Source organism: Candidatus Poribacteria bacterium (genome assembly GCA_028820845.1).
In the GTDB taxonomy this organism is placed as follows: Bacteria; Poribacteria; WGA-4E; order WGA-4E; family WGA-3G; genus WGA-3G.
The window spans coordinates 107,767-132,204 of sequence record JAPPII010000013.1; the positions used below are offsets into that span (position 1 = coordinate 107,767).

Genomic DNA, 24,438 nt, shown 5'->3' on the forward strand with positions numbered 1-24,438 from the left:
TAGAGGTAATAGTTTAAAAAATGTCAAAGAACACGCTCATAAAAATCGCGAGTCTAATCTTAATGGTGGTGAGTTTCATCGCCTATATTGCTGGAGCATCTGCGTTTCCAATTGCCTCGGAGAATTTGCTCCCTTGGTCAGCGTGGTTCCTCATCTCGGTGGTTCTAAACATCGTCTTGTGGTCCAACGTCATGAAATTATTGACGTTCTCGCTTGCTGTAATATGGTTTTATGCTTTTGTGGCAAGCCTTGTGCCAGAAAGTTCCACAGCAGTGAGCCTGACTGAATTGGATTGGAGCGACCCCGATGCAGTTGCTGAACAGGGTGCCTTAGTCTTTAACGGCAAAGGGCAGTGTGCTGCCTGTCATACCGTTGATCCCTCCGCACCACCTGGGAGATGTCCGGATCTCACGGACATCGGTATTACCGCAGCAAACCGCGTCCCCGGCATGGCAGCAAAAGACTATCTCATCGAGTCGCTTTATGAACCCGAAAAATATCTCGTCACCGGATACGGCAAGATTATGCCGCCGGTTTGGAAAGCGCCGATTGCGCTCTCTAAATTAGAGATTGAAGCCGTTATTGCCTACCTTCAGAGTCAAGGTGGCGAAATTGATCCGACGCCATTTGAGGAGCCTATAGATAGGGCGGACACCGCAGTAGCCGCCGCCGCACTTCCGCCATTGCTTACAGGCGACCCCGAACTCGGCAAAAAAGTTTTTGTGAGTGCAGCGTGTATCTCGTGTCATGCGGTTCAAGGTATAGAAAGTCCGGCAGCGGGTGAAACAACGACCGACTTTGAAGTTGTCACTGCCCCGGACCTCTCCGAAATTGCTGCTTTTAACGATATGCGGTATCTTGAGGAGTCAGTCTTACTGCCGGCCGCACAAATTGTGAGTGGTTACGGTGCGGTCACCGTCCGCGCCAACGGAATAACCTACCAAGGCACGCTCGTCTCGCAAGATACCGAACAGATCGTCGTTCGAACGAAAACTGCCGATGGCGTGGAAGAAGAACACACGATTTTACTGAGCGATCTTGATGAGGAGCCAATTGAAGAACTCAGCAATCTACAAGCGAAAGGGTATTTGACCTTGACGCTAACACCCGCGGATGCGGAGGCGCCGGTAACAGGGGAAATCGTTTCTGAAACTGACGAGACGGTGACTCTTAAAGTAAACGACGAAGATAAAACGTTTTCTAAAACGGATGTCAAAAGTATGATGACCGTTGTCACTTTTGATGGTGACGAAATTGTTGGTGAGCACGTTTCTGGCACAATGGACGATGACGAAATCGTCCTAATCGTTGATGGAAGTGAAGAGATATTCGATACGTTTGATCTTGAGGAAGTTACCTTTACCCGCGCCTCTGGGAAAAAATTACTGATTACTTCACCGATGCCTGAGAACTTCCCGCTCCTGCTATCTGTATCGGATATGACCAATTTGCTCTCTTTCTTAAGCACACTCACTGGTGCCACAGCGGAAGAAGCACCAGCAGAGACAGATGACGCTTCCGCCGAATAATTTATTTTTACACTAAACAAATAGTTAAAAATTAAAAAAATGAAAAGATTGTCGCTCTTTACAATATGTCTCATAATTCTGGTCGCTTCTTGGGTCTTTCTGGAATTTGTCGTTGGGGGTCTCATATCCGTACCGATACCGGGTAGCGTGGTTGCGATGTATATGGGGTTGGTTATCATCGCGATCTTGGTGCATATCTCCGTTGAAGACTCGCTCTTTCGGGAGTTCTTGCGGCCAATCCATGAAACCCTGGTCGATGACAGACGGCGGCTCCGCCGACGCGTTATCGCTGTGTTAATCCCGCTGTTCCTGCTCGGCTATACCTACTCGATTATCGCCCAGCGCGCGAATCCGCCTGGAAGCCCGCGGGACGCACATCCATCGCCGCCCCTTGAATTAACGTACAAAGATGAAGTCATTGGCACGATGCAAGATGTCGTGAACCCCTTCCGGCACTATGAAAAGGACGATCCGGAGGCGTTCAAGGCACACGTCGAGAATGGAAGACGCGTCTATCATCAGAATTGTTTCCCCTGCCACGGAGATCATCTCGATGGGCAAGGACATTTTGCCTCGTATCTCCAGCCGCTACCCGCTAATTTCCAAGACCCGGGCATTATTCCTAACTTCCAAGAATCTTTCTTCTTTTGGCGAATTGCCAAAGGTGGACCCGGGCTACCCGCAGCTGGAACGCCTTGGGATTCCGCAATGCCTATTTGGGAAGACCACTTGACGAAGGAGGAAATTTGGGATGTTATCCTCTTTCTGTCTGACTACACCGGTTATCAATTCCGTACCTTTGGGGAGGCACACTAAAAATGATCTTTTGTCTGACGCAAAGCGTTAAATCACACGGTTGGTTAGACAACGTTCTTTACTTCAGATCCGCAAACCTCCGTTGTCGGTTTGCTGCGGTTGTGTTGTTTCTGATTTTAGGAGTGTTCTCCATACTTACGGTGGTGGACGCGCAGAACGCGCCGGAGGCTTCCGAGAAAGGAAAAGAAGTCTATGAGCAAAGCTGCGCACACTGCCACGGCACGGAAGGTCGAGGCGACGGTGCCGCTGCTGAAAATTTGCTCCCGCAACCCAGAGATTTCACACGTGGCTTGTATAAAATCCGTTCTACAGAAAGCGGGGAACTTCCGACTGACCAGGATCTCTTCGATATTATTACCGAAGGGATGCCGGGTTCGTCAATGCCCGGATGGGAAACTGCTCTAAGTGCTAATGATCGCTGGGAAGTCGTCGCTTATATTAAAACATTTCACGGTGGATTTAAAGAACGTGAGGCACCGCCCCGAGAAATTAGCTTGGAAGGGAAAATACCCTATTCTCAAGAAAGTGTTGAGATTGGAAAAGGACTTTACACAGAACTCGGTTGTGTGGAATGCCACGGTAACATCGGACGTGGGGATGGCACATCTGCGCCTACACTGACAGATGCTTGGAATTTCCAAACCTGGCCCGCAAATCTTACGCAAGGTTGGACTTATCGGGGTGGTTCTGATGCCGAAGACATCTTCAAACGGTTCATCGGCGGGATCGCCGGTTCACCAATGCCTGCCTTTGAAGGCGATAGTTTCCTGAATTTCGGACTAACGGGAGGTGAGTCTGACCGCCTCATTGAATTAGAGAACAAAGATGAAATGACTGAGGCGGAGGAGGAGGAATCCGGGCAGCTTTATGAAAAGATGGATGAGGCTGTTAACGTCGCTCTCACTCGAGCCGAAGGCACAGAGTTGACCGCAGCGGAACAGCAGATGTATGACAACGCAATGAAGGTCGTTTATGAAAAGAGTTGGCATCTGGCGAACTATGTGAAGTCGCTTATGCCTGAAGAACGTCCGGAATCTGCGATTGGCAATAACGTACTCCGATCGCAATATGTTCAAGGTGAATTGCCTACAATTGATGATACCGTTTGGGAAACGTCCGAAGCCAGCTATTTTCCACTCGTTGGGCAAATCATCGTTGAACCTCGGCAGTTTAACCCGACAATTGATGCCATAAACGTCAAATCGTTTTATAACGATACAGAGGTTGCCTTCCTCTTTATATGGGACGACCGAACATATACGACTGACGAAATAGACGAGGAAACAGGTGAGACCCTTGAAGACGCGCTGGCAATCCAATTTCCTGTTAAAGTGCCACAAGGACCGACCGCACCGAAACCTTATTTCTTAGGGGGCGGTAGACTCCCTGTCTATCTCTGGCACTGGAAAGCCTCCGCACCTGAGCAGGTAACGGAGCTGACAGCTAAGGGGATCAGCAGTGCTGAGGTCCAGGAAGTCCAAGCCGACCTGCAGGTGAAAAGTGCTTACACGGACGGTCAATATAAATTGTGGGTGAAACGTGCTTTGAAGACCGAAGACAAGAAAGACTTACAACTTGATCCCGGTGTTTTTGTCCCGATCGCCTTTTCTGCTTGGGATGGTTCAAACGGGGACGTTGACACAAAGCGGACGATAACGAGTTGGTATACTTTCGTTCTTGAACCCGTCCCCTCTTCAAGGCGATTCGTTTATCCGCCTTTGATCGCAATTCTTTCTTTCGGATTGCTTCTTGGTTTACGCGCAGCCGTGCAGCGGCGAAATTCGTAAGTGAAAATAGATAACAAATAGTCAATTCTCAGTTATCAGTGTTCAAGACGAAAAGGGCTTTACCTAACAACTGGTAACTGACAACTGATAACTACAAATAAAGGAGAAAAAATGAAAACCTATCTGTTAGCAAGTCTCGCGATACTTCTCGTGTGCTGTTATGTCGGTACTGCTTTTGCGGCTGATGGCGATGCGGAAGTGGAAATGTTAGTATTTCCAGATGCCTATACCGCTTCGAGCGTCAGCAATGGCGGCACAATTAGCGGCGTCGTGAAGTTTGAGGGAGACGTACCTGAAATGAAAATGCTCGAAATCACCAAGGACCAAGAGGTCTGTGCCGCCACCGAAAAGTACGATGAATCTCTGGTTGTCGGTGAAGGCAACGTTCTAAAAAATACCGTCGTTTATCTTATGGATATTTCGCAAGGTAAAGATTTCGACAAGGCTACCAAACTGGAAATGGACCAAAAGGGTTGTAAATTCACGCCGCATGTCCAGATTGTTCCGCTCGGTGTACGGTTAACGATGCTCAACAACGATAGAGTTAATCACAACGTCCATATCTTCAGTAGCGTCAACAAACCGGTTAACAAACAGCAGACGAAAAACCGTCGGAGAATGCCTCTCGCCGCAGTAAAGAAAGCGGAAGGTCCTGTGTCGGTAAAATGCGACATTCACGGTTGGATGTCCGCTTGGATTGCCTACGTACCGCATCCGTATTTCGCTGTGACGAACGAAAAGGGTGAGTTCACGCTTGAAGATGTTCCCGCAGGCACCTATAAACTCGGTTATTGGCATGAGGCTTGTGGCACGAATAGCGCAGCACCTGTTTCTGTTACTGTAGAGGCGGGTGGCACTGTCACGCAAGATTTCGCACTCAAATTAAAATAAATTTGCACACATCACGCTGTTGTGAATTATTCTTAGGCGCGCTTACAAAGCGCGCCAACTTCAGAAGTGAAAAACAGACTTGAGGTCGAAAATCTTTCGCATACCTATCAGACACGACGCGCACTTAATAATGTGAGTTTTAGTGTGTCTGCTGGCGAAATTTTTGGACTCCTCGGACCAAACGGAAGTGGGAAAACAACCCTTTTTAGGATCCTTTCCACACTCATACCGGTAACATCCGGCACCGTTCGGATTCTCGGATATGATTTAAGCACCGAAGTAAAGGCAATTCGCCACCTCTTAGGTGTTGTTTTTCAGCATCCGGGATTAGATGTCAAACTCACTGTCACTGAGAATTTACGGCATCACGGGCATCTCTATGGACGCTCGGGTAAAACCCTGAACTGTCGGATTGTTGAACTCCTTGAAAGGGTCAATGTCTCCGACAGGGCAGCAGACCGCGTTGAAGTCCTATCTGGCGGTTTGCAAAGGCGGGTCGAAATTGCAAAAGCCATGCTCCATTCCCCACGTGTACTGCTCCTTGACGAGCCGACCAGTGGATTGGATGTAACTGTCCGTAGGCAGCTCAACGACGATCTCCGCGCGCTTGCAGATACGGAAGATATCCTCGTTCTCCTCACAACGCATCTGTTGGATGATGCGGAGGCTTGCAACCGGGTCGGTATCTTGAATAACGGCAGCTTGGTCGCTATCGGAGCACCTGATGAACTCAAGGCGCAAGTCGGTGGTGATGTTATTCTCATAGAGAGTGAATCTAACGAAACTCTCTCCACCGCAATTGCCCAAAAGTTCGGCGTTTCACCGGTGTTAACGGGCGACCACCTCCGTGTGGAATGTGAACGAGGACATGAATTCGTTCGAGATGTCGTTGCCGCATTTCCAAATGAGATTCGGACAGTGCGATTCGGAAAACCGACATTGGAGGACGTATTCATAAAGTTGACCGGAAACCCATTCGTATAGAGGAATGGCTATCGGCTATCAGCCATCAGTTGAAAGACGGATCTTCAACACTAAATGCCGCTTTGCTGACCGCTGACTGCTGACTGCTGACTGCTAATGAGACCGATTGCAACGATATGGTGGCGCGAAATCATCAGGTTTTATCGACAACGGAGTCGGCTCTTCAGTGCTATCGCACAACCCTTGGTGTTTTGGATTCTCATCGGTAGCGGCTTGAGCGCTTCTTTTCAACCTTCTGGTGTCGTGAGTGGACCCGGTTATATCGAATACTTTTATCCGGGTATCGTCGTTTTAGTCTTGCTTTTTACGTCCATTTTCGCTACAATTTCTGTCGTAAATGATCGACGTGAAGGCTTCTTGCAAGGTGTACTCGTCGCTCCTGTCCCAAGGTGGCGGATTGTCCTTGCCCAAGCGTTAGGGGGGACAACGTTAGCCCTCTTACAAGGCGTGCTGCTCCTAATACTCGCACCCATAACAGGCATTCGATTCGGTGTGGCATCGCTCTTTATCACCCTCGGCGTGATGACGCTTTTAGCGTTTGGCTTGACAAACTTGGGACTGCTTATCGCGTGGCGGATGGACTCGACGCAAGGGTTCCATGCAATTATGAATCTCCTGCTAATTCCGATATGGCTCCTTTCCGGCGCGTTTTTTCCGAGTACGGGTGTCCCCGGTTGGTTAGCATGGACAATGAAATTCAATCCACTAACGTATGGGCTCGCAGCCTTTCGGCACAGCCTCTACCTTGACACCACTGTAAAAGCATTTGGAGACGGACCATCTTGGATACTCTCTATGCTGATTACCAGTCTATTTTGTATTTTGACGTACGTAGGAGCAACGCTTATCGCGTCTACACAAACGAATTAAATAGCAGTCAGCCGTCAGTAAAGAGGACTCCGGTTTATCAGGAACCTCTTTACTGGAAGCCGAAAGCGCAGCGACCTGATTGCCGATAGCCATTAAAAGGAGGACTGAATGCTTCGATGGCTCCCTGATAACGTATCAACGTTCGGGCAAGGCGTTGATAACCTCTTTTACGCAATTTATTACATTACGCTCGTTACACTAATCCTTGTGATTGGAACCCTTATTGTTTTCCTGATTAAATATCGCCATCGGGAAGGTCATAAGGCGGAATACATCGAAGGCAGCACAACGCTTGAAATCACTTGGACAGCTGCTACGACTGTGATTGTCTTTGGGCTTGCAATGTTCAGTTACCCACAGTGGAATAATATTAAGTCGCCCACACAATTTCCTGAGAATCCAGATGTTGTCGTTCAAGTTAGCGGAAAACAGTTCAACTGGGATATGACGTACCCTGGACCCGATAACGAATTTGGTACGGATGATGACTTGACATTGGAAAATGAGCTGCATGTACCTGTCAACGCGGTCGTGCATATCCGGTTAACCGCTGTGGATGTCATTCACAGTTTTTTTGTGCCGGAATTAAGGCTCAAACAAGACGCATTGCCCGGTCGGTTTATTGATGTCTGGTTTGAGGCGATAAAGGCAGGACGCTATGAAATTCCATGTGCTGAACTCTGTGGATTCGGACATTCTGGAATGCTGGGATACCTCAATGTGCATGCGCAAACGGACTACGATGCCTGGCTACAAGAAAGATGGCCTCAGTAGGCGCAAGGAGAACAATAAATATGCACGATAATGAACATACTTCACACCATCACGAAGAAAGTTTTATTCGCAAATACATTTTTTCACTCGACCACAAGACGATCGGTAAACAGTTCCTTATCTATGGACTGATTATGTTCTTCCTCGGTGGCGGGTTGGCACTCCTCTTTAGATGGCAGCTCGCCTATCCCGAAAGACCGCTCCCGATTATCGGGGCTTCCACACAATACATGGAGGAAGGTGAAATCGTCACAGGTGCCGACAGGATGTGGGAGCGCATCTATGAGTCCGAGAAAGAGGAATGGCTTGAAGTCAATATGCCCAACGGTGTTATCGAACCCGCATTTTACAATATGCTGTTCACGATGCACGCCACTATTATGGTATTTTTCGTCGTTGTCCCAATTTTAGTGGGTGCCTTCGGAAACTTCCTAATCCCCTTGATGATTGGAACGCGCGACATGGCGTTTCCGATCCTCAACATGCTCTCTTTTTGGTTTGCAGTCCTCGCCGCAGTCCTCATGACAATTGGATTCTTTGTACCGGGTGGACACGCCGCAGCGGGATGGACAGGCTATGCACCGCTCTCTTCTGATGCGCAGTGGACGGGGGTGGAATGGGGACAAATCCTCTGGGGGTTGAGTCTGTTTGTTCAGGGGCTTTCTTCGCTCGTCGGATCTATTAATTATATCACCACGATTATCAATATGCGCGCACCGGGAATGACATTTTTCCGGATGCCTTTGGTGATTTGGTCGCTTTTCATCGTTGCAATCTTGTTGCTACTCGCTTTCCCCGTACTCTCGTCCGCAATTGTGCTGCTCGTCTTTGATAGGCTTGCAGGGACAACGTTTTTTACGCCTACGGCGGAAGGTGGCGGCGACCCGCTCCTGTGGCAGCACCTTTTCTGGTTCTTCGGACACCCTGAGGTCTATATCCTCATCTTACCGGGTATGGGTATCGCTTCTGAGCTAATTGCTGTCTTTTCACGGAAACCGATCTTCGGATACCGTTCGATGGTCTACGCTATGATTGCCATCGCCTTTTTGGGATGGATCGTCTGGGGACACCACATGTTCCAGAGCGGCATGCGACCCGGACTCGGCTCTATCTTCATGACAACAACGATGCTTATTGCTGTGCCATCGGCTATCAAAACATTTAACTGGCTCGGCACGATGTTCAAAGGCTCCATCCGGTTCACAACCCCGATGCTCCACGGTATCGCTTTCGTCTCTATGTTTGTGATTGGTGGCTTGAGCGGTATCTACATGGCAAACACGCCAGTTGACATCTTCATCCACGATACCTACTACATTGTGGCGCATATTCACTACGTTGTGTTCGGCGGAAGCCTGTTCGCTATTTTCGGCGGTATCATCTTCTGGTTCCCGAAAATGTACGGGCGGTACATGAACGATGTGCTATCCAAAATTCACTTCTGGTTGACTTTTGTCGCGTTCAACTGCACATTCTTCCCGATGCATATTCTCGGTGTAGGTGGGCACATGCGACGCATCTCCAACCCGATGCAGTACGAGTTCCTCCAAGGCTTTGAGGGCATGAACATCTTTATCACGATGAGTGCGTTCACGCTCGGTTTCGCACAATTGATACTCGTCTTTAACTTCTTCTGGAGCATGTACAAAGGAAAAGTCGCCGAACAGAATCCGTGGCACGTCAATACACTGGAGTGGGAAGCACCGACACCCGTACCACACGGCAACTTCGGGCAAATTCCGACTGTCTACCGCGGTCCCTATGAATATAGCGTCCCGGATGAAGAAGATGATTGGATTCCACAAGCACGACCTGAACATGCACCCGCAACAGGCGGAGACTAAGAGAAGATATCAAGGAAGAATGGAAGAATGGAAGAATGGGCATACCAACCTCCCATTCTTCCGACCTTCCAACCAAGAATCTTCCATTTTTTGTTTTCTGGGAATATGGCATGGAGCAACACGTGAGCTATAGTCCGTGGCTACACAGATTGGCACGCCTCACCGCAGGCGCGACGTTCTTACTGATTGTTATCGGCGGGATCGTTACAAGCACCGACTCTGGATTGGCTGTACCCGATTGGCCAACAACCTTCGGGTACAATATGTTCCTCTATCCGTTGTCGGAAATGGTAGGCGGCATTCTGTATGAACATAGCCATCGCCTCATGGGATCCCTCGTTGGGATATTAACTGTTGGGTTGTTAGTCTTCATATTGGCAAGAGATTCCCGTAAGTGGCTGAAATGGCTCGGACTCATTGCACTCATCGCCGTCGTTGTACAAGGCGTTCTCGGTGGACTTCGAGTCACGCAGATTAATCGCAACTTCGCAATCGTACACGCCTGTCTCGCACAAGCGTTTTTCGCGCTCCTCTGTGGGATTGCGTGGTTCACTTCTCGCGACTGGTGGCAAGAGAAGCCTGCAGCCCCAATCGTTGCAGCACAGAAATTGAGACGGTTAAGCCTGATTACGACATGCCTCATCTATGTGCAACTCATCTTTGGAGCGGTTTTACGACATACCGGAAGCAGACTTGATATGCATCTACTTTTTGCCTTCTTGGTCACACTACATATCTTCTTGTTGGCGAGGCGTATCCTTGGCACAAATGATGAGACACAGAAGAGTGCTGCATCAATGGTATTCGGACTACTCGGACTGCTGGCGGTCCAGTTGATGCTCGGCACTGGGGCGTTCTTCGCGAAACTTACGGCTTTGGGAGAAACGTTCGCAACTGGGCTCACGGTGACAATCACGACCGCGCACGTCGCAGTCGGTGCCCTTATGTTAGTGAGTAGTTTTGTCTTGACCCTGAAGATTTACAGATTCACCGAGGCCTCAGTAGCTGTCAGGGCACCCGCGAGTAATGCACTGCTTACAGAGTAAGTCTGTTTGTAGTAGTGCGATTCATCGCACGTTCTGAAGGGCATACAAGGGGCAATCAATTGCCCCACTACGAACCAATGAATTTGAAATATGGGAAACTGAATAGCCCTAATAGTGACCAGATTTAATAGTTTAAAACATGCGTTCAACAACAGCGACATTACCAGAGAGTAGTAATACAGCAAATCCATCGTCCAAGCATGCAACTTTTGTGCAGCGCATCGCCGATGTGATTGAACTCAGCAAACCGCGACTGGTCGTGATGATACTCATTACCACCGCTGCAGGTTTCTATCTCGGTGCACGGACTTTCGAGTGGCTTCGGTGCTTGCATACGCTGATCGGTGCAGGATTAACAGCAGCGGGGGTCTTAGGGCTTAACCAATACCTTGAACGCGATGCGGACGCACTGATGGAACGGACACAGGAAAGACCAATCCCTGATGGTAGGATGGGTCCGTTGACAGCACTGCTTATTGGGGCTGTTTTTACGGGTAGCGGGATGCTTTATCTGACGTTTATTGTCAACGTCCTGAGCGGCTTTGTTATCTCGCTGATAGTTGTGAGTTACCTGTTTCTCTATACGCCGCTTAAACGGAAGACCTCGTTGTGTACGCTCATTGGTGCAGTGCCGGGCGCGCTTCCGCCTGTGGTCGGTTGGGTCGCGGCACGTGGTTCGTTGACAGGTGAAGCGTGGGTGCTCTTTACGATACTCTTTTTGTGGCAACTACCACACTCGCTCGCAATCGCTTATATCTATCGTGAGGATTACGCAAAAGCCGGATTCCGTCTATTACCGGTCATTCATCCCGATGGCGCGAGTACGTGTCGTCAAATTGTGGTGAATTGCGTCGCACTCCTCGGCATAGGTTTATTACCGACGTCGTACGGTGTTGCTGGTAGCATCTATTTCTTTACGGCACTGGTATCTGGATTGGCGTTTCTGGGAGTTGGTATCTATTTGTCGCGTACACGCTCGGTGAAAGCCGCACGTTATGTGTTGTACGCCTCACTGCTCTATCTGCCGGTGGTATTTATCACGATGGCATTGGATAAAATTTAGGAATTGACATAAAATGAACGCGCCAGAGCATCGCAAACGAAATCGTCGCCTTGGTATTATTTTATCTCTGCTATTTGTTGCGCTATTTATCATCGCAACGCGGGTAATGATTACGGGTAGCAAAGTACCGCCTACTGTTGAAGGCGCGATGGAAAGCATTAAAACGCCAGTTCTGGGGATCATTGGGGCGTTTCTTGTTCTCGTGGCGGTCATTGAAATTGTCCTTCGGATTGTAAAGAGACGGGTACGTGAAAATGGCGCAGAATAACGTTGAAGTTCGTGAACATCCACCCCTAAGCAACGCACGATTAGCCGTTTTAGTCCTACTCGGTGCAGAGACGATGTTGTTCTCGGGACTCATCGGGGCATTTCTCGTGTTTCGGGTCGGAAATGTTACCTGGCCCCCGCCGTCGCATATCGGGATTGAGCTCCCACGCGTCATAACCGGCATCAATACTGCATTGCTGCTATTGAGTGCTTACACAATGTTCCAAGCGCATCGTGCGATTCAGCGGGATCAGGTGAAGCAGCTTCGGCGTTGGCTTCTCATCACAGGTGTGTTGGGAGTCCTATTTCTCGGTGTACAGGGCAGTGAATGGGTGCAACTCATTCGGAATGGGCTTACGCTCCAATCGGGTGTATACGGCGGTATTTTTTATGTACTCATTGGATGCCATGCACTTCATGTGCTAACGGCTGTTATATGGCTACTGGTCGTTTACGGTATGGCGGTCGCAGGGCGTTTCTCTGCCGAACGTTACGTCGGCGTTGATACCTGCACCATCTATTGGATTTTTGTTGTCGCGCTCTGGCCGATTCTTTACGTGTTAGTATATCTCTTATAGAGGTCGTGAAAGGAAGACTAAAAATGAAAAGGTTTTTTCTATGGACTTCCATCTTGATACTCGTCATGCTCATAGTCCCGACATATCTTGAGGCATGTCCGGGCTGTAAAAATCTTGACGATCCTATTAATAAAGGTTTTAATTGGAGCATTCTTTTCATGATGGCGATGCCGTTTACGGTTTTCGGGCTCGTCGGCGGCACGATTTTCTTACATTGGAATGGTTATAAGTTATCGGTCATCGGTAGTGGGTTAAAGAAAAGTATGCTACGCATCAGAAATCTCCTTAACTAACAACTAACAACCGACAACTGACAACTAATAATGAATAAAGGAGTTAAATATAGTGGAACACGCTACCACTTTAGATCACACTGAAGACATATACGAACCTTCGCTTACGCCGGACAGTCTTGGCAAACTCGGCATGTGGGTCTTCCTCGTCGGGGATACCATGTCCTTTGGTGCCTTGCTGGCGGCTTATGCGGCGGTTCGGGCAGGTGCCGGTATCGTCGGTTGGGTCCCACCCGACGAGATCCTCGGCATTAACCTGACCGCGTTTATGACATTCCTGCTGATATGCAGCAGTGTCACTATGGTGAAGGCATTGGAGTCTATTCAGAACGGCAATGTTGGAAGGATGTGCGATTTTCTGGGGTTGACAATTTTAGGTGGATTCATCTTTCTCGGACTACAGGCTTATGAATGGTACCATCTGATTCACCATGGGTTGACGCTTACCGGTATTCCTGACCACGGGTTGTCAGGTGCAGCGATTAGCGGCTCAACGCTGTTTGGTCCAACTTTCTACGCCATCACGGGATTCCACGGATTGCACGTAACAGGCGGGGTCATTTATCTGATCGTTATATTGAGAAATGGGTGGTCAGGTCGGTATACGGCTGAGTTTAACCATGAAGTGGAAATTGTCGGGCTTTATTGGCACTTCGTCGATCTTATCTGGATTATGGTCTTCACCTTCATCTATCTATTGTAAGAGGAGGAATAAAAATGGCACAGAATGGACACAAAGAGCATCCAAAATACTTTAAAATTTTCTGGTGGCTTCTTGCACTCACCATTATTGAGGTGGCTGTGGCGATACCGGAATACTCGATTGTGCTGAAGGCTATTCTGCTCATCGGGTTGGCGAGTTCTAAAGCCGCTTTGGTCGCTATCTATTTCATGCATCTGAAGTTTGAGCGGAAAACTTTGGCAGCTATCGTGATAACGCCGTTCCTTATTTGCGTTTTTCTTGTCATCATGCTGATGCCTGACCTTACCGCAGGGGACAGGCTCGACGGAATAGAAATACCCACAGAAGTCGTTGATACATCAGCGCACTAACAGACTGGTTGGGCTCCGAATATGGAAACACAAACCGGTAATGCCAGTAGAATTGAACGCCGACTCGACAAAAGCACCTTAATATGGGTAGCGTTGGGTGTTATCATTCTCGGTATTGCAGGTGCCACTCTGTGGTCAGCCTATGACACCAAACCGGAGACGACGACGGTAGCGAAAGAGACTGCTGTCAGTGTTCCTGACTTTAGTTTAACCAATCAGCAGGGAAAGCCGTTAGCGTTATCGGATATGGTGGGCAAAATTTGGGTGGCAGACTTTATCTTCACTAACTGTCCAACGATTTGCCCCGCAATGACCTCGGAAATGGCGCGCCTCCAATCCGAATTCGTCGCAGACCCGGTCTATTTCGTTTCCTTCTCCGTCGATCCTGAACGGGATACCTCAGAAGTTCTCTCTCGCTATGCGAAAGAATACGGTGCGGATGACAGACGCTGGTACTTTCTCACTGGCAAGAAGGAAGGTATTTACGAATTAGCGAAAGACGGTTTTAGTTTAGCCGCCGGACACAAAGGAAGTGAAATCCTTCATAGTACACGGTTTGTTCTTGTAGCATCGGACGGGCAGATCTATGATCACTATGACAGTCGGAGTAAACCGGCGATGTTACGCCTCCGGCGCGACATTAAAACACTCCTACAGAAGTGATGGATGTGAACCTCTTAATCTCTGTTGCCGCTTTTCTTGTTCACTTTCCGTTCGGATTTTTTCGCGTCCGTTTTAAGAGATTAAGCCGTCCTTGGAGTCGGTGTCTTTACATTCCGATCGTCATTAACATCGTCGCCCGCCGTTTTGTCCTCGATTGGGAGTGGCAGACGGCAATGGTTTATTTATGGCCCGCAACACTGATTGCTCATATACTTGGTGGTTTTCTGGGGACCCGCTACAAACCGCGTGAACAGAGCGAGGCAGATTGAGTTCCTTTCTTCTAAAAAATAAAAAATGAGGAAAAACATGATAAAAAAAATCTACGTACCCGTTGACAATTCGGACTACTCGGATGCCAGTATCGCCTTAGCGGTAGCGTTCGCGAAGAAGTTCGGATCTCAATTGGTGGGGTCGCATGTCTACGCCGCAAAGATGCACGATGTCCGCTTTAAACAGATGGAGTACACCCTTCCAGAGGAGTACCAAGACGAAGTTGAACTCGAAAAACAACGCCGAATTCACGATACGCTCATTACCATGGGGTTACAACTCATCTCCGATTCCTATCTGGAGGTTATGAAGCAGAAGTGCATCGAACTTGACATCCCATTTGAAGCGAAAATGCCCGAAGGCAAGCACTACATCAAACTCGTTGAGGACATCAAGGCGAGCGACTACGATCTCGTAATTATGGGCGCGCTCGGTATGGGTGCCGTCAAGGATAGTCTCATCGGCGGGGTCTGTGAGCGCGTTGTCCGCCGTATTAATACCGACACACTCGTTGTTCGAGACCTTGACCCCATTGAAGCACATGAGGGAAATATCCTCGTCGGTATTGATGGAAGTCCGGAGTCTTTCTCAGGCTTGAAAACCGCTATCCAACTCGGACAGAAATTCAACAAACAGGTCGAAGCCGTTGGGGTCTACGATCCCTATCTTCACTATATCGTTTTCAATTCCGTCGTCAATGTGCTAACAGAACGTGCCGCACGGACTTTCAGATTTAAGGAACAGGAGCAGCTTCACGAAGAGGTTATTGATACCGGATTGGCAAAAATCTATCAGTCGCATCTTGAGGTTGCTCGCTCTATCGCAAAAGAAGAACACGGCTACAATCTAAAAATTACGCTGCTCGATGGGAAAGGCTACGAAAAGATTTTACAATACACCCGAAAGACAAATCCGTGGCTTCTGGTTTTAGGCAGAATCGGAGTTCACTGTGAAGAGGATGCGGACATCGGTAGCACCGCTGAGAACCTCTTACGCCTGGCACCTTGTAATGTGCTTTTAGTCAGTCAACGTTATTTCCCACAGATTGATGTGAAAGCAGAGGAAATACTCGTCTGGACGCAGGAAGCGTTGGATAGAATGGAGAAAGCCCCGCCTCTCGTGCGAGGTATCGCGAAGACCGCTGTTCATCGGTTTGCCATCGAACGCGGGCATTCGGTCATCACCGAAAGCGTCATTGACAAGGCGATGGAGGCAATTATGCCACAGCGTGCCTCTGAGAGACTGACACGCGTCGCAAAGGAAATCGCCGAGCAGAAAGTCTTGGAATCCGAGGCCGTGCAGACGTACATTTGTGGCGAATGCGGCTACGCTGCCCACAACCAACAACCCGTCCAGTGTCCCGTCTGTAGTGCTGCGCCAGAACGGTTCCAGATGGTGGATAAAGGTTCACTCCAAAATATCGCTGTGGATGAAGGTGGTGCTGCGGAAGAGGAAACATTTGATGGTGTGCGGCTCCAGTGGTCAGAACAAGCGAAAAAAGCACTTCGTCGTGTACCCCGCGGCTATATGCGCCGAAACGTCAAAGCGCGAATCGAGAAGTCGGCACGTTCCCAAAAGATTGGGACGATTACCAACGCCTTTGCAACCGAGATCATTAACGACAGTATGGGTGAAGCCGCAGCTGTGCGTGAGGATGCCCCTGAACTCAGGGCCGTGCAGTCACAGACAGCAGACTCCCAGAACGCTGCTGAGGTCGGACAAAGTTTTAAGAGTCCAGTGCAATGGACTCAAGAAGCCATTGAACGTTTGAACTTAGTACCTGCTGGATTCATGCGGAATATCACCCAGACGCGCATTGAACAGCGAGCACAAGAGAACAATGTCACCGAAGTTACGCTTGATTTCGCCGCTCACGTCATTGAGGACGGCAGAAGTCTGGCAAATGAAGTCCTTGGGCAGTACTATCAGCAATCAAATCAGGATTGATATCCTCTAAATCATTTGTTAGTCTATATTGAATACTAAACTTTGGACAATTTTTGCAGATGTCCCAGATTGTTTGTTAAACAGATCATCTCTTTTGTACCATAGCCTGTTAGGCTGTGGTCCGAGAGGGTGTCCTTGGGTTCTTTTCTTACGGGTTTGATTTTTGCGAACAACCTTGCGAAAAAATCAGGAACACGGATGCACAGCCTAATAGGCTATGCTACAAGTGTCCAAACTTTAGTAAATAACGCAGGTTGCCACTCTGTAGCATAATCTTCATAGATTGTGCATCTCAGGGCGCAAACTAAAAGTTTACGCTACAAAATGCTTGGATCCTCGGCAGTTTTCAGTGAAAAACGAAGTGTGCCTGTCTAAATTCTTGTAAGTAGCAACTTGGGTTATAAGTAGTTTTTGTCGATTGATACATCTTTTTTAGGAGATTTACATGGGATCCCAAGATTCTCGTAGTAAGACAGCTGACTTTACGACGGATGTCTTCTTAAATGAACCCCGTCAGATTACAGTTTCAGACACATATCACGCGGATGTGGATGTTGTCCTCTTTGATGGGGATTGTAACGACCTCCTCAAAAATATTCCATCAAGTTCAGTGGATCTCGTCATCACATCCCCGCCATACAACATAGGAAAAAAATACGAAAAAAGAACGTCCTTAGCGTTATATCTAAAAGATATGGAACCTATAATTGCGGAAATAGAGCGGGTACTTGCCCTTACTGGAAGTCTCTGTTGGCAAGTTGGCAATTACGTCCAAAAAGGTGAGGTTTTTCCGCTTGATATTTATTTTTATGAAATTTTTAAACACTTTGACTTAAAATTGCGGAATCGAATTATTTGGCGATTTAATCACGGTTTACACTGCAAAAAGCGGTTCTCGGGTCGCTATGAGGTCATCTTATGGTTTACCAAAACTGACGAATACATCTTTAATCTTGATCCAGTGCGAATTCCCGCGAAATACCCCGGCAAACGACACTTCAAAGGTCCAAAACGCGGTCAGCTTTCGGGAAACCCACTTGGGAAGAACCCTTCTGATATTTGGGATGTGGTCAAACAGGATTGGGAAGATGAAGTTTGGGATATTCCAAACGTAAAGGCGAACCACCCAGAGAAAACTGAACATCCATGCCAGTTCCCGGTTGAATTAGTCCAGCGGTGTGTTTTAGCACTTACACAGCCAAAAGGTGTTGTTTTAGATCCGTATTGTGGTGTCGGATCGACGGTCATCGGAGCCTTACAACATAACAGAAGGGCGATTGCTGCTGAACAGGATTCGACCTATGTGGCTATTACTCGTGAGAGAATACAAAAGTTTACCCAAGGCACATTACCGCTCCGTCCGTTAGGAAAGCCCATTCACCAGCCAACAGGAAAAGAACGTGTCGCACAGTTGCCTTTAGATTGGAAATAGATAGCAAGGGCGGAATGATCGTGATTATTGCTGCTGAATATTCATTCAATGATGGAGATTCCATCCAACGGACGCACCCTTACCTGTTACAAGAGGTTGAGGATATTATTGCTTCTGTTGATGCTGCACACCACAAGATTAAAGAAAGTAAGGAGATCACCATGCCGGGTAAAATGTTGTATAGTCCTGCTAACCTTAATCGTGCTTTTGCCCACAGTTTTGGATCCAAGGGGTGGCAGAAGAAACGCGTAACATGCCACTATTCAACAGACTACTACCGCCCTGGATATTTACCGAAACAGATGCGCTCCGCATATCGAGAAATAGACTTTCTAAAAGAGCGTCTTGGGATAGAGGTACAGTTTGGAAAGTATGCATTTATGGTTTATAACGTGTGTGCCAAAATGACTATTTTTCGTAACTTAGGCTTCATTGATGCCGGAATTGAGATTGTCCCAGTGAAATCTTTTGCTGATGATATGTCTACCGGAGTTTCGTATTTTGAGCAGTTCGTGTGGGATTTAGAAAAGCGAGGCGTTGCTGATATTGATATCCCGGTCCTCATTCTTGGTATTGATGTGTAGTCAAGATTATTTATTGTTTAAAACGGGAGATAAATGATGAGCGAAATTCCAACGGTCACATTCCAAATTCTCGGCCCAATTGAAGGTGCTGCAGAAGGTTCACACCGAGGGTTATGGTTCAAAATCCAGTCAAGTCCGCCGCCACCAGAAGATCTTGTCGTCGCTTTGAAGGTCCGCTCGTCTAACGGAGAAGTCAGACAGTCGGGGACGATAATGATCCTCAAGCATGAAAGCCATTCCGCTGACTTAATCTACAAAACAGTGGAAGGTGAACTCGATGTATGGCTGGAAATTGAACCTTTTGATACCCTCACGAAACTCGAATTTCCTGTTTTCACAAACGAAGGCTATGTGATAGAGGCAGGCTATCGATTTCCAGAATACAATATAGGTGCTTTATCGAAAATAGTTCCATACCAATGGAACGGGCACGAGCGTGGCTTATGGACGGACGAGAGTCATTAAAACTTTTACTAACCGCTAATCACCATCTACCATAAGCCATTAAAATGGAGGCTCACCATGTATCAGACGTTAAAAAATACGCTAATATGCCTACTCGCGGTTCTTGTCTTTGTCGCCAACAGTTTTGCCGGTAACTGGCACCAGTGGCGCGGCCCAAACAACGACGGAATCAGCCAAGCCACTGAGGTGCCTCTCCATTGGAGTCAAACCGAAAATGTCCAATGGCGACTGCCACTTCCCGGTGAAGCCGGTTCCACGCCTGTCGTCTCGGGAAACAAAATTTTTCTCACTTCAGCAGAAGGCGATGCCCTTGTTTTGATGTGTATCAGCACCAAAGGCGAGGAACTCTGGAGGCGGACGATAGCACACGGCAACCGGATTGTCCGTGGCGGTGAAGGCAATTCTGCTGCACCCTCTCCAGTGACCGATGGCGAACACGTTTGGGCATTCTTCGGAACAGGGGATCTCGTCTGTTATGATTTTCAAGGCAATGAGGTATGGCACACCAATATTGCGAAACGTTATGGCAGGTTCAACCTCTATTTTGTCATGGCAAGCACGCCACTCCTTGACAAAGACCGACTTTATATGCACCTCATTCACAGCAACGCTTGGCTTGTCCTTGCGCTCGACAAAATGACCGGTGAAGAGGTCTGGAAACATAACCGCAAAAGCGACGCAACTGAGGAGTGCGAACACGCTTATACTTCCCCTATTCTCTACCGGGACGCAGAACGTGAATACCTCGTTGTACACGGTGCGGATTATGTAACCGCACACAGCCTTGAAGACGGCGGCGAAATCTGGCGGTGTGGCGACTTAAATCCGAAAGCCAGCTATAATTATTCGCTCCGATTCGTCGCTACCCCTGTCGCAACTGAAGGATTGATCGTCGTGCCATCGGCGAAAAATGGACCCGTTGTCGGCATTGATCCGGCTGCACAAGGGGATGTCACGAACAGTAAATGGCAACGCTGGAAACTCCGACAAGGGACACCCGATGTGCCGTCTCCCGTTATCCACGACGGTTTGGTTTATCTCTGTCGAGAGAATGGAGACCTGATATGCCTTGATGCCGAAACCGGTGAACAACTCTATCGCGAACGAACGCATCGACATCGGCACCGCGCCTCACCTGTCTATGCGAATGGATATATCTACCTCACCTCTCGAGATGGGGTTATCACTGTTGTCAAAACCGGACGGGAATTTAAAATCGTCGCCAGCAATTCTCTGGACGAAGTTATTGCTGCATCTCCTGTCATTACTGACGAGACACTCTATCTGCGTACTTATCAAGCACTCTATGCAATCGGTAGCGGCGAATGATTTTCTAACGTTTCAATATGAGCTGCTGCGTCCGTTGTCCTTGCAGATGTTCAATCATTAAGAAACTTTTTCAAACCTAAAGCAGGTTCTTTAACTAATTTTAGAAAACCAAGATGAAGACGTATAACGAGTTGCCGAACGATGCCGGTTCCAATATTATCGGGCAAGTCACAGCACAAGCAGACCGTCTCCAGAAACGCCTCGCCGCTGTCAGACACACGATCGCGATTATGAGTGGAAAAGGAGGAGTTGGTAAAAGTTCAGTCGCTGCCAATCTCGCCACCGCGCTCACATTGAAGAGGAACACAGTTGGTGTGGTTGATGCTGACATCAATGGGCCGACATTGGCGAAGATGATGGGGGTCCGAGATGCTACGGTGGAATACACGCCTGCAGGGGTCAAACCGGCGATCACCCCCCTCGGCACCAAACTTATCTCCATGGACCTGCTCTTAGCGGAAGACGATGCACCTGTACTCTGGAATGCACATACCCAAAAGGACGCTTTTACGTGGCGCAGCACCATGGAGGTTGGCGCACTTAGGGAATTCATCGCTGACACCGAATGGGGTGAATTAGATTATCTCCTCCTGGATCTGCCGCCCGGTACGGACCGGCTTCCAAATGTAGCAGAACTTATCCCGAACCTCGGCGGAGTCGTTGTTGTGACAATCCCCTCTGAAGTTTCACAGTTGATTGTTAAAAAGTCGGTGACGATGGCAAGGGATATTCTTAAGGTTCCCATTATCGGCGTTGTCGAAAATATGGCTTCCTACGTCTGTCAGCACTGCGGCGAGGAGGAACGTCTCTTTGATACCGAGAAGTCTCTTGATAACGTATTGCAAAAAATGATCCTCGGCAACATTCCCTTTGATCCACGCCTCGCACGTGCCAACGACAACGGAACCGTCTATCTTAATGAATATCCAGATGCACCTGCAAGCAAGGCACTCCTGCAAGTCGCTAAAAAAATCCAAGAATTTTTTGCGTAGAGGCAACCCTTGTGGTTGTCCGTTGTAGCTGAAGGAGATAAAAAATGAAATTTTTATGTACAGACTGTGACACAGCAATGAAATTTAAAGACGTAACCCGACCGGAGCAAGGTTCTGTGACGGCACTTTTTGAATGTCCTGATTGTTTTACTGAGATCGCCATGTTCCTCAATCCATCGGAGACACAAATGCTAAAGTCCTTGGACCTCCAACTCGGTGGTTCCAATGAAGCAGCACAACCGATGCAGTTGGTGCGTTCACAATTAGAGACGGCAAAGGGTGAACGAATGCCTAATATGTTTTCGCCAGAAACCAGTTCAGGCGAAACCGCTGAAGGTGGAAAATGTCCCTTCACTTCCGTCATCTCCGAGGCATTCGAGGAGGAGTCCCCGCCTAAAGAATCGACCGGTCCCGTCTGGAGTGTGGAGGCATTAGAACGTTTGGAGCGGATACCGAGTTTCGTCCGTCCGATGGCGAAGATGGGAATTGAAAGTTTTGCAAAAGAAAACGGGCATGACGAAATTACAGGTGAAGTTATGGATGCCGCCCGCGGTAACTTCCCCGCACAGTTCTGAGCAGGCAACAACGGGGTCGGATATAGCGGCATGGGACGCTATAAAGGCGGTTTCATTGGCTATAAAACTTTTTCAAATCCAAAAGCCGTGTTTGAACCGGGACTCATGCGGAAATTTACTGGAGTCTTCTTGTACCCATTCAAAAGTGAGAGATCGCGAAACTTGCTCCGAAGACAGGTCGGCGTGAAATAGCAACGCATGCTACGCACTTATCTTCTCGTTTTCCTTACCTTTCCCTGAAGCATTCCACATCTCCGCGCGACGGAGAAACACCTTCGGATCCGTTGACCACTGCGCGTATCCAATGTTTTGGTCATCGGTGAGATAATTGATCCATGTGTTAAGAGCCGCCAACAACGCTGTGTCTCCGTGCGCAAGTGTAAACCCCCCGTATTCTACTTGCTCATCAAGCGCAGTGACAACAAATGCACCATCGGACACCGAGGCACCTTCTCGATTACCGATTTCGCCTCTCGCGATCGCGTCAATGCTACCATCTGCAAGGGCTTCAAATAATGCCGCTTCACCGACAGCATCGCCAAGATAAATCACCTGCGGCATGTTATCTGACGGTGGATAAAGCATGCGTCTACCCGCTAAACTTGCGGAAGCACCCGCTGCAGTAATCTGGTAAGCGTCTGTGCCATCGGCGATAAGGGTGCCTTGTAGTGTCTCGATACGTGTCCCCGCGACAAGAACACCTCTGACATCAACAATACCAGCGATTTCAAGTAAACGGGATTCACCTGTTGTCCCCGAAAGCACCCCTACCTTGACATCCCGCCGAAGTGAAGCGTAGGTGGACAATCGATCCGCATCTTGGGCACGAACTAACAGCGATTGCCGGAACACGATATGTCCCGATGTAAACGCAACTCGCGGCGTACCAGTTACATCGTGTCTCCGAGAATCCAAGATCGTGATACCGCCAGCAATCAGATCGTATCCCGGCTCGGCAGCCTTCAGCCAGATGTTTGACCACTCGGCGATCCCCTTTCGAGAAAAACAGATAGCTGTCCCTTCCATGGCTTCGATTGCCGTTAACAAATCTGACTCATAACCGAGGTGGGTATTGAAACCGTCAGAAACTGGATCCGAGTTAGTGCTGTAACTGATTGGCGCGAAATGGGCATAAAAACCGACATTGACAATCCGTTTATCACTCCCATCGGCTTCCCGCATTGCAGGGGGGATAGGTGAAATTATTTTCTGAATTTGTTGACACCCGGACGCGATGAAGCACAGCGTCAGGCTGGCAACGATTACTGTGTATCTGAATCGGCTATTCACAAAAAATTACCTCTTGCATTTTTATTTTTAAACTCACGTTGGCATTGCTTGACTACACCGTGCCAGCACGGTGGAAAGTTTCGCCAACTAAAGTCGAGTCTATCCTCACATACAGTATAAAACTCCTTACGAGTCAAGTCAAGCACAAAACGCCCCCTTGGTTTTAATGAAACCTAACATCGGTATCCATCGTTTATTTATAGCGTTTGGGTTCACTTATGTGCCTTTTGTGTAGATACGATTGTTCAATAAAGGAGCAGCATCATGGAAAAAATAGATATGAAAATTAGCAATGTATTTTCTCAAGATTGCGATAAAGTACACACGCATACCTTAGCCACACTTCTAAGTTCTGTCAGCAGTATTTTAATTATTTTTGTCAGTATAATAGGTTGTTCCGATGTCCCGTATACCGGTCCAATGCTCACTGTCGGGCATGTAGACCAGTATCTTAACGCAATTGAACAAGATACCGTCTGTCTTCAAGATGGGTTTGATACCGTCTGTGTAAAACTTTTGTTAGATAAGACAGAAATTGATCCGATGAATATAGACTATACACCTACTGTTCATGTGCATCCAACAAACATCGTCTATGTGTTTGATTACCAAGGGCGCACGCTTTTGGAAGCGAAGAGACTCATGGATACCACCCAAATCGTGCAGGAATTGGTTGAATCCGGCAGAGCACAACTGCCCGCAAATGTGAGTAATCCGAACAATACTAATCGAAACGCTGTTCCAAAAGGCTGGACTCTTCAAATATACTACCCAAACACATTCCGGGAAGCAAATCGTGGGGAAACCCTTCGAACCAGTGGACTCGACATCAGGATCGTCGAAGGATCGACAATTGGGACAAATAGGCGAAGAGATATACCAATCGTCAACTTCGCACAAATTGACACTTATGACGGCAAGCGCGGTGTCCAATTTTCTGCTGAAACTGAGACCCCTGAGATAACGATTCAAGTCGTGGGGGTAGTTCCAGGCAATATAGCAACATTCCACATCAACGCCGAGAGTGTAGAATCTAACGGTGCCACAAATATCCTCAAGTTATATCCACTGCAATAATATCTAATGGGAGTGACGT

27 protein-coding genes are annotated in these 24,438 nt (G+C 48.2%); 26 read left to right on the top strand and 1 reads right to left on the bottom strand.

Translation table 11 applies throughout. The annotated features are described in order from the left end of the window. Positions 1-20: 20 nt before the first annotated feature. The 25 genes from OXN25_03510 to OXN25_03630 all read left to right on the top strand — a co-directional run bounded on the left by OXN25_03510 (position 21) and on the right by OXN25_03630 (position 22,244). Entirely contained in the window at positions 21-1,529 is a 1,509-nt protein-coding gene (locus OXN25_03510; protein ID MDE0423920.1) for a c-type cytochrome, read from the top strand. Positions 1,530-1,568: 39 nt separating this feature from the next. Continuing rightward, the gene (locus OXN25_03515; GenBank protein ID MDE0423921.1) at positions 1,569-2,345 is read left to right on the top strand and encodes a cytochrome c; all 777 of its coding nucleotides are present in this window, start codon (positions 1,569-1,571) and stop codon (positions 2,343-2,345) included. 2 nt (positions 2,346-2,347) lie between these two features. Then, positions 2,348-4,132 (top strand): c-type cytochrome, encoded by a 1,785-nt coding sequence (locus OXN25_03520; protein ID MDE0423922.1) that lies wholly within the window; start codon positions 2,348-2,350, stop codon positions 4,130-4,132. Positions 4,133-4,243: 111 nt separating this feature from the next. Beyond that, on the top strand, positions 4,244-5,023 hold the full coding sequence (locus OXN25_03525; GenBank protein MDE0423923.1) for a carboxypeptidase regulatory-like domain-containing protein: 780 nt from the start codon (positions 4,244-4,246) through the stop codon (positions 5,021-5,023). A gap of 66 nt (positions 5,024-5,089) precedes the next feature. Further along, positions 5,090-6,007, top strand: a complete 918-nt coding sequence (locus tag OXN25_03530; GenBank protein ID MDE0423924.1) for an ATP-binding cassette domain-containing protein — start codon at positions 5,090-5,092, stop codon at positions 6,005-6,007. Between the two features lie 96 nt (positions 6,008-6,103). Further along, positions 6,104-6,877: an ABC transporter permease gene (locus OXN25_03535; protein MDE0423925.1), complete on the top strand. Its 774-nt coding sequence runs from the start codon at positions 6,104-6,106 to the stop codon at positions 6,875-6,877. Positions 6,878-6,985: 108 nt separating this feature from the next. Beyond that, the gene (gene coxB / locus OXN25_03540) at positions 6,986-7,651 is read left to right on the top strand and encodes a cytochrome c oxidase subunit II (protein ID MDE0423926.1); all 666 of its coding nucleotides are present in this window, start codon (positions 6,986-6,988) and stop codon (positions 7,649-7,651) included. Positions 7,652-7,671: 20 nt separating this feature from the next. Continuing rightward, the gene (locus OXN25_03545; protein ID MDE0423927.1) at positions 7,672-9,495 is read left to right on the top strand and encodes a cbb3-type cytochrome c oxidase subunit I; all 1,824 of its coding nucleotides are present in this window, start codon (positions 7,672-7,674) and stop codon (positions 9,493-9,495) included. Positions 9,496-9,605: 110 nt separating this feature from the next. Further along, on the top strand, positions 9,606-10,541 hold the full coding sequence (locus OXN25_03550) for a COX15/CtaA family protein (protein ID MDE0423928.1): 936 nt from the start codon (positions 9,606-9,608) through the stop codon (positions 10,539-10,541). Between the two features lie 139 nt (positions 10,542-10,680). Continuing rightward, on the top strand, positions 10,681-11,604 hold the full coding sequence (cyoE, locus tag OXN25_03555; protein MDE0423929.1) for a heme o synthase: 924 nt from the start codon (positions 10,681-10,683) through the stop codon (positions 11,602-11,604). Between the two features lie 13 nt (positions 11,605-11,617). After that, positions 11,618-11,872 (top strand): hypothetical protein, encoded by a 255-nt coding sequence (locus OXN25_03560; protein MDE0423930.1) that lies wholly within the window; start codon positions 11,618-11,620, stop codon positions 11,870-11,872. Continuing rightward, positions 11,859-12,449 carry a heme-copper oxidase subunit III gene (locus tag OXN25_03565; GenBank protein ID MDE0423931.1) on the top strand — a complete coding sequence of 197 codons (591 nt, stop codon included), beginning with the start codon at positions 11,859-11,861 and terminating at the stop codon, positions 12,447-12,449. The genes OXN25_03560 and OXN25_03565 overlap by 14 nt, the downstream gene beginning before the upstream one ends. Positions 12,450-12,472: 23 nt before the next feature. Beyond that, positions 12,473-12,742, top strand: coding sequence for a hypothetical protein (locus OXN25_03570; GenBank protein MDE0423932.1), 270 nt, complete (start codon positions 12,473-12,475; stop codon positions 12,740-12,742). Between the two features lie 52 nt (positions 12,743-12,794). Continuing rightward, on the top strand, positions 12,795-13,445 hold the full coding sequence (locus tag OXN25_03575) for a cytochrome c oxidase subunit 3 (protein MDE0423933.1): 651 nt from the start codon (positions 12,795-12,797) through the stop codon (positions 13,443-13,445). Positions 13,446-13,459: 14 nt separating this feature from the next. Beyond that, a complete protein-coding gene (locus OXN25_03580) occupies positions 13,460-13,795 on the top strand; it encodes a cytochrome C oxidase subunit IV family protein (protein MDE0423934.1) in 336 nt (111 codons plus the stop codon). A 21-nt stretch (positions 13,796-13,816) separates the two neighbouring features. Further along, on the top strand, positions 13,817-14,458 hold the full coding sequence (locus OXN25_03585; protein MDE0423935.1) for an SCO family protein: 642 nt from the start codon (positions 13,817-13,819) through the stop codon (positions 14,456-14,458). Between the two features lie 5 nt (positions 14,459-14,463). Further along, positions 14,464-14,727 carry a hypothetical protein gene (locus OXN25_03590; GenBank protein ID MDE0423936.1) on the top strand — a complete coding sequence of 88 codons (264 nt, stop codon included), beginning with the start codon at positions 14,464-14,466 and terminating at the stop codon, positions 14,725-14,727. Positions 14,728-14,764: 37 nt separating this feature from the next. Continuing rightward, entirely contained in the window at positions 14,765-16,675 is a 1,911-nt protein-coding gene (locus OXN25_03595; GenBank protein MDE0423937.1) for a universal stress protein, read from the top strand. 445 nt (positions 16,676-17,120) lie between these two features. Next, on the top strand, positions 17,121-18,107 hold the full coding sequence (locus OXN25_03600) for a site-specific DNA-methyltransferase (GenBank protein ID MDE0423938.1): 987 nt from the start codon (positions 17,121-17,123) through the stop codon (positions 18,105-18,107). Positions 18,108-18,127: 20 nt separating this feature from the next. Further along, positions 18,128-18,691, top strand: coding sequence for a BglII/BstYI family type II restriction endonuclease (locus OXN25_03605; GenBank protein ID MDE0423939.1), 564 nt, complete (start codon positions 18,128-18,130; stop codon positions 18,689-18,691). A gap of 33 nt (positions 18,692-18,724) precedes the next feature. Further along, the gene (locus OXN25_03610; protein ID MDE0423940.1) at positions 18,725-19,156 is read left to right on the top strand and encodes a hypothetical protein; all 432 of its coding nucleotides are present in this window, start codon (positions 18,725-18,727) and stop codon (positions 19,154-19,156) included. Positions 19,157-19,213: 57 nt separating this feature from the next. Continuing rightward, positions 19,214-20,485, top strand: coding sequence for a PQQ-binding-like beta-propeller repeat protein (locus OXN25_03615; GenBank protein MDE0423941.1), 1,272 nt, complete (start codon positions 19,214-19,216; stop codon positions 20,483-20,485). A 113-nt stretch (positions 20,486-20,598) separates the two neighbouring features. Continuing rightward, positions 20,599-21,477 carry a P-loop NTPase gene (locus OXN25_03620; protein ID MDE0423942.1) on the top strand — a complete coding sequence of 293 codons (879 nt, stop codon included), beginning with the start codon at positions 20,599-20,601 and terminating at the stop codon, positions 21,475-21,477. Between the two features lie 44 nt (positions 21,478-21,521). Further along, entirely contained in the window at positions 21,522-22,052 is a 531-nt protein-coding gene (locus OXN25_03625; GenBank protein ID MDE0423943.1) for a PCP reductase family protein, read from the top strand. A gap of 30 nt (positions 22,053-22,082) precedes the next feature. After that, positions 22,083-22,244, top strand: coding sequence for a hypothetical protein (locus tag OXN25_03630; GenBank protein MDE0423944.1), 162 nt, complete (start codon positions 22,083-22,085; stop codon positions 22,242-22,244). Positions 22,245-22,253: 9 nt separating this feature from the next. On the opposite strand, the gene OXN25_03635 is transcribed toward OXN25_03630, so the two are convergent. Next, on the bottom strand, positions 22,254-23,342 hold the full coding sequence (locus tag OXN25_03635) for a transporter substrate-binding domain-containing protein (protein ID MDE0423945.1): 1,089 nt from the start codon (positions 23,340-23,342) through the stop codon (positions 22,254-22,256). Positions 23,343-23,606: 264 nt separating this feature from the next. Here OXN25_03635 and OXN25_03640 point away from each other — a divergent pair, with 264 nt between their 5' ends. Continuing rightward, positions 23,607-24,419, top strand: coding sequence for a hypothetical protein (locus tag OXN25_03640; GenBank protein ID MDE0423946.1), 813 nt, complete (start codon positions 23,607-23,609; stop codon positions 24,417-24,419). Positions 24,420-24,438: the final 19 nt, after the last annotated feature.

What these genes read in the sequence shown, in the direction of transcription:
- OXN25_03515 (MDE0423921.1), top strand. Translation starts at nt 1,569, where the DNA reads ATGAAAAGATTGTCGCTCTTTACAATATGTCTCATAATTCTGGTCGCT.
- OXN25_03580 (MDE0423934.1), top strand. Translation starts at nt 13,460, where the DNA reads ATGGCACAGAATGGACACAAAGAGCATCCAAAATACTTTAAAATTTTC.
- OXN25_03625 (MDE0423943.1), top strand. Translation starts at nt 21,522, where the DNA reads ATGAAATTTTTATGTACAGACTGTGACACAGCAATGAAATTTAAAGAC.
- OXN25_03615 (MDE0423941.1), top strand. Translation starts at nt 19,214, where the DNA reads ATGTATCAGACGTTAAAAAATACGCTAATATGCCTACTCGCGGTTCTT.
- OXN25_03620 (MDE0423942.1), top strand. Translation starts at nt 20,599, where the DNA reads ATGAAGACGTATAACGAGTTGCCGAACGATGCCGGTTCCAATATTATC.
- OXN25_03565 (MDE0423931.1), top strand. Translation starts at nt 11,859, where the DNA reads ATGGCGCAGAATAACGTTGAAGTTCGTGAACATCCACCCCTAAGCAAC.
- OXN25_03550 (MDE0423928.1), top strand. Translation starts at nt 9,606, where the DNA reads ATGGAGCAACACGTGAGCTATAGTCCGTGGCTACACAGATTGGCACGC.
- OXN25_03535 (MDE0423925.1), top strand. Translation starts at nt 6,104, where the DNA reads ATGAGACCGATTGCAACGATATGGTGGCGCGAAATCATCAGGTTTTAT.
- OXN25_03545 (MDE0423927.1), top strand. Translation starts at nt 7,672, where the DNA reads ATGCACGATAATGAACATACTTCACACCATCACGAAGAAAGTTTTATT.
- OXN25_03520 (MDE0423922.1), top strand. Translation starts at nt 2,348, where the DNA reads ATGATCTTTTGTCTGACGCAAAGCGTTAAATCACACGGTTGGTTAGAC.
- OXN25_03510 (MDE0423920.1), top strand. Translation starts at nt 21, where the DNA reads ATGTCAAAGAACACGCTCATAAAAATCGCGAGTCTAATCTTAATGGTG.
- OXN25_03595 (MDE0423937.1), top strand. Translation starts at nt 14,765, where the DNA reads ATGATAAAAAAAATCTACGTACCCGTTGACAATTCGGACTACTCGGAT.
- OXN25_03525 (MDE0423923.1), top strand. Translation starts at nt 4,244, where the DNA reads ATGAAAACCTATCTGTTAGCAAGTCTCGCGATACTTCTCGTGTGCTGT.
- OXN25_03585 (MDE0423935.1), top strand. Translation starts at nt 13,817, where the DNA reads ATGGAAACACAAACCGGTAATGCCAGTAGAATTGAACGCCGACTCGAC.
- OXN25_03570 (MDE0423932.1), top strand. Translation starts at nt 12,473, where the DNA reads ATGAAAAGGTTTTTTCTATGGACTTCCATCTTGATACTCGTCATGCTC.
- OXN25_03560 (MDE0423930.1), top strand. Translation starts at nt 11,618, where the DNA reads ATGAACGCGCCAGAGCATCGCAAACGAAATCGTCGCCTTGGTATTATT.
- OXN25_03640 (MDE0423946.1), top strand. Translation starts at nt 23,607, where the DNA reads ATGGAAAAAATAGATATGAAAATTAGCAATGTATTTTCTCAAGATTGC.
- OXN25_03600 (MDE0423938.1), top strand. Translation starts at nt 17,121, where the DNA reads ATGGGATCCCAAGATTCTCGTAGTAAGACAGCTGACTTTACGACGGAT.
- OXN25_03630 (MDE0423944.1), top strand. Translation starts at nt 22,083, where the DNA reads ATGGGACGCTATAAAGGCGGTTTCATTGGCTATAAAACTTTTTCAAAT.
- OXN25_03610 (MDE0423940.1), top strand. Translation starts at nt 18,725, where the DNA reads ATGATGAGCGAAATTCCAACGGTCACATTCCAAATTCTCGGCCCAATT.
- cyoE (MDE0423929.1), top strand. Translation starts at nt 10,681, where the DNA reads ATGCGTTCAACAACAGCGACATTACCAGAGAGTAGTAATACAGCAAAT.
- coxB (MDE0423926.1), top strand. Translation starts at nt 6,986, where the DNA reads ATGCTTCGATGGCTCCCTGATAACGTATCAACGTTCGGGCAAGGCGTT.